Annotated in this window: 4 protein-coding genes; all 4 read left to right on the plus strand. The window is 71.0% G+C overall.

Annotation, left to right across the window (positions count from 1 at the left end; genetic code table 11):
• Nucleotides 1–212: 212 nt before the first annotated feature.
• The 4 genes from ACWCRB_RS49250 to ACWCRB_RS49265 are packed head-to-tail and all read left to right on the plus strand — an operon-like array spanning nt 213 to nt 3,953.
• Complete coding sequence (locus ACWCRB_RS49250; RefSeq protein WP_451002288.1) at nt 213–1,193, plus strand: ABC transporter ATP-binding protein; 981 nt, start codon at nt 213–215, stop codon at nt 1,191–1,193.
• A 56-nt stretch (nt 1,194–1,249) separates the two neighbouring features.
• Nucleotides 1,250–1,993 (plus strand): ABC transporter permease, encoded by a 744-nt coding sequence (locus tag ACWCRB_RS49255; RefSeq protein ID WP_451002290.1) that lies wholly within the window; start codon nt 1,250–1,252, stop codon nt 1,991–1,993.
• A 20-nt stretch (nt 1,994–2,013) separates the two neighbouring features.
• Nucleotides 2,014–3,345 (plus strand): histidine kinase, encoded by a 1,332-nt coding sequence (locus tag ACWCRB_RS49260; RefSeq protein WP_451002289.1) that lies wholly within the window; start codon nt 2,014–2,016, stop codon nt 3,343–3,345.
• Nucleotides 3,342–3,953 (plus strand): response regulator, encoded by a 612-nt coding sequence (locus ACWCRB_RS49265; RefSeq protein ID WP_389349074.1) that lies wholly within the window; start codon nt 3,342–3,344, stop codon nt 3,951–3,953. Before ACWCRB_RS49260 ends, ACWCRB_RS49265 begins: the two co-directional genes overlap by 4 nt.
• Nucleotides 3,954–4,100: the final 147 nt, after the last annotated feature.

Consider the following 4,100-nt stretch of genomic DNA (forward strand, 5'->3'; position numbering starts at 1 on the left):
CGCAACCTTGCCAAGGTTGAGGTCGCCAGTTCGAACCTGGTCGTCCGCTCAGCAGTCGAAGGCCCCGGTCCAATGGACCGGGGCCTTCGTCGTGTTCCCAGGCACCACTTCCATCGGCTCCAGCTCCAGCTCCATCGGCGTCTGACATTTGTCATGCGCGCTGATGACACCACGCACTGCCCTCCCCTCCTCCCGGCCCGGATGCTGGAGGCATGGAAACCAACGAACGCGAACACGTGATTGAGGTCACTGACCTGCGGCGTGTGTACGGGGGCGGGTTCGAGGCGGTGCGCGGGGTGTCCTTCTCCGTGGGCCGCGGGGAGATCTTCGCCCTGCTCGGCACGAACGGCGCGGGCAAGACATCGACGGTCGAGCTGCTGGAGGGGCTCGCGCCACCGGCCGGGGGACGGGTGCGGGTGCTCGGCCATGATCCGTACGCCGAGCGGGCCGCCGTACGGCCGCGGACCGGTGTGATGCTCCAGGAGGGCGGCTTTCCGTCCGACCTGACCGTCGGCGAGACCGCGCGGATGTGGGCCGGGTGCACCAGCGGCGCGCGGCCCGAGGCGGAGGCGCTCGCGCTCGTCGGACTGGAGCGGCGGACCGGCGTACGCGTGAAGCAGCTGTCCGGGGGTGAACGGCGGCGCCTCGACCTCGCGCTCGCCCTCCTCGGCAACCCCGAGGTGCTGTTCCTCGACGAACCGACGACCGGCCTCGACGCCGAAGGGCGCCGCGACACCTGGGAGTTGGTACGGGAACTGCGCGCCGGCGGTACGACCGTACTGCTCACCACGCACTACCTGGAGGAGGCCGAGGATCTCGCCGACCGGCTCGCCATCCTGCACGAGGGGCGCATCGCCGCCGCCGGTACGCCCGCCGAGGTGACCGCCTCGCAGCCGTCCCGGATCTCCTTCGAGCTGCCCACCGGGTACTTCGTGGGGGACCTGCCGCCGCTCGACTCGTTCGGCGTGAGCGGGTACGAGGAGGAGGGGCGCGTCGTGCGGCTGCGCACCCATCAACTCCAGCGCGCGGCAACGCGGTTGCTGATGTGGGCCGAGGGGGCCGGGGTCGAGCTGCGGGGGCTGGACGTGCGGTCGGCCTCGCTGGAGGAGGCGTTCCTGCGCATCGCGCGGGAGGCATCCGCGGGCGTGGAGAGTGTGGAGAGTTCTGTTGTGGCTGAGGAGCGTGTCGCGTGAGCGCGGTTGTCGGTGGCGTCGGTACGGACGGAAGTACGACCACTCCCGCGGGGCGGATGCGGGCCCTGGCCCGGGCCGAGGCGGCGCTGTTCCTGCGGAACAAGGGGACGCTCGTCGCGGCCCTGTTCGTGCCGCTGGTGCTGCCGTTCAGTGCGTGGTCCGCCGCCGACGGGATGGACCTGAAGGAGGCCGGGCTCAGTACGGGGACGGTCATCCTGCCCGCCTCGGTCGGCTTCTCGCTGCTGTTCGCCGTGTACGCGGCCCTCGTCGGCGTCTACACCGCCCGGCGCGAGGAACTCGTGCTCAAGCGGCTGCGCACCGGTGAGCTGCGCGACGTCGAGATACTCACCGGATCGGCGCTCCCGGCGGTCGTGACAGGCTTCGTACAGAGTGTGCTGCTGGCCGTCGGCTGTGCCGTCCTGCTCGACCTCGACGCGCCACCGGCACCCCAACTCGCCCTCATCGGACTGTTGTTGGGCCTGGTGATGTGTGTGGCGCTGGCCGCGCTCACCGCGAGCCTCAGCCGGACCACCGAGAGCGCGCAGGTCACCTCGCTGCCGCTGATGCTGGTCTCGTTCCTCGGCTCCGGGATCACCGTCCCGCTGGAGGTGCTGCCCGACCGGCTGGCCTCCTTCTGCGAACTCCTCCCGCTGACGCCCGTGATCACCCTCGTACGCGGCGCCTGGACCGGTGACCTGTCGGGGTACGAGGCGGTGGGCGCCGTACTGACGGGCCTGGCCTGGACCGTGCTGTCGGTGTTTGCTGTACGACGGTGGTTCCGCTGGGAACCTCGGCACTAACGGGACGGGGAGCAGAGGAAATGCGCAGGCCCGGGAGCTGGTGGGAGCGGAAGAGCGCGCCGGCCAAGGTGGAGACGTACACCCGCTGGACGTTCCACATGATCGCCTTCGTCGAGGTCACCGCGATCGGGCTGCCCGTTCTGGGGCTGCTGGACGTGTGGCCCGCGCTCTGGCTGTCGCTGGTGGTGTGCGTGCACGCCGTGCTGAGTGCGGTGACCGCCTCCCGGGCACTGGACTGGATCTGCGGGACCCGGGAGCAGCCCGTACGGCTGCTGGCCGTGCTCGGCGCCGTCACCGCGCTGATCGGGGTCGGCGCCCTCTTCCTGGGCAGGCACGGGGCGGGCGGCGACGACCTGGAGACGGGCGCGGCCTCGCTGTTCATCGGGGTGGTGTGCTTCGGCGCGGGCAGCATCGCCCTCGGGATACGCGGCCGGACGCGGATGCTGGCGATGGTCACCGGCCTGGCCGTCGGCTCGGTCGCCATGTCCCTCCTGGTGGGTTTCCCGGCGAACGAAGCCGTCTTCACGGGCGTCGTGGTGCTGCTCACCGCCGGGTTCATCACGTTCACCAGCGCCCTCTCCGTCTGGCTGCTCAAGGTCGTGTACGAACTCGACGAGGCCCGGGAGACCCGGACCCGGCTCGCCGTCGCCGAGGAACGGCTGCGGTTCGGGCGCGATCTGCACGACGTGATGGGCCGCAACCTCGCGGTGATCGCCCTCAAGAGCGAGCTGGCGGTCCAGCTCGCCCGACGCGAACGGCCCGAGGCCGTCGACCAGATGATCGAGGTGCAGCGGATCGCCCGCGAGTCGCAGCGGGAGGTACGGGATGTCGTACGGGGGTACCGCGAGGCTGATCTGGGGGCTGAACTCCTGGGCGCTCAAGGGGTGTTGACCGCCGCGGGGATCTCCTGCGAGGTGACCGGGGAGGCGGTCGGGCTGCCGGGGGAGGTGCAGTCGGCGCTGGGGTGGGTGGTCCGGGAGGCGACCACCAATGTGCTGCGGCACGGGGATGCGGGCTGGTGCGGGGTTCGGGTGCGGGTGGCGGACGGGTGTGTGGTGCTGACCGTGGAGAACGACGGGGTCGCCGACAGGGGGGAGGCGGGCAAGGAGTCCGGGGTGGGGGCCGGGTCCGGGCTTGTCGGGTTGCGGGAACGGTTGTCCGCTGTGGATGGGCGGCTGGAGGCGGGGGTTGTGGATTCGGACAGTGGTGCGGGTGCGGGTGCGGGTGCAGATCGGTTTCGGGTGGTCGCCACTGTGCCGTTGCCTGCCGGTTCGGGGGCGGGTGCGGCAGCCGGGTCCGGCTCTGGTTCGGAATCCGGTGCCGGGTTTGTTGTGAGTGAGGTCACCTCATGAGTGGTGTGCGGCTGCTGCTCGCCGACGACGAGCACCTCATCCGGGGTGCGCTGGCCGCGCTGCTCGCTCTGGAGGACGATCTCGTGGTCGTCGCCGAGGCCGCCACCGGGCCCGAGGCGCTGGCCATGGCCCGGGCGCACCGGCCCGACGTGGCCGTGCTCGATCTTGAGATGCCGGGCGCGGACGGTGTGAAGGTCGCCACATCGCTCCGGGCCGAACTGCCGGAGTGCCGGGTGCTGATCGTGACCAGCCATGGCCGGCCGGGGCATCTGAAGCGGGCGCTTGCGGCGGGTGTGCGCGGGTTCGTCCCCAAGACGGTCAGCGCGCAGCGGCTCGCCGAGATCATCCGTACCGTGCACGCCGGAAACCGTTACGTCGACCCCGAGTTGGCCGCCGACGCGATCTCCGCCGGGGACTCGCCGCTGACCGCGCGCGAGGCCGAGGTGCTCGAACTCGCCGCCGACGGGGCGCCGGTCGCGGAGATCGCGGAACGGGCCGCGCTGTCGCAGGGGACCGTACGGAACTATCTGTCGTCGGCCGTTTCCAAACTCGGGGCCGAGAACCGGCATGCCGCGGTGCGGCTCGCCCGGCGTCGGGGTTGGGTATAGTTGGTCTCGCGCCACGGCACGTAAGACATGTGCGGGACGCGATGCGGACGTAGCTCAGTTGGTAGAGCGCAACCTTGCCAAGGTTGAGGTCGGCGTGGCTGCTCGGCACCGCCGGTCTGTCCGTGGCGAAGATCATGGACAACATGG

This window comes from Streptomyces sp. NPDC002156 (genome assembly GCF_053593675.1).

Coding starts and splice junctions, on each gene's coding strand:
- ACWCRB_RS49250 (WP_451002288.1), top strand. CDS start 213: ATGGAAACCAACGAACGCGAACACGTGATTGAGGTCACTGACCTGCGG.
- ACWCRB_RS49255 (WP_451002290.1), top strand. CDS start 1,250: ATGCGGGCCCTGGCCCGGGCCGAGGCGGCGCTGTTCCTGCGGAACAAG.
- ACWCRB_RS49260 (WP_451002289.1), top strand. CDS start 2,014: ATGCGCAGGCCCGGGAGCTGGTGGGAGCGGAAGAGCGCGCCGGCCAAG.
- ACWCRB_RS49265 (WP_389349074.1), top strand. CDS start 3,342: ATGAGTGGTGTGCGGCTGCTGCTCGCCGACGACGAGCACCTCATCCGG.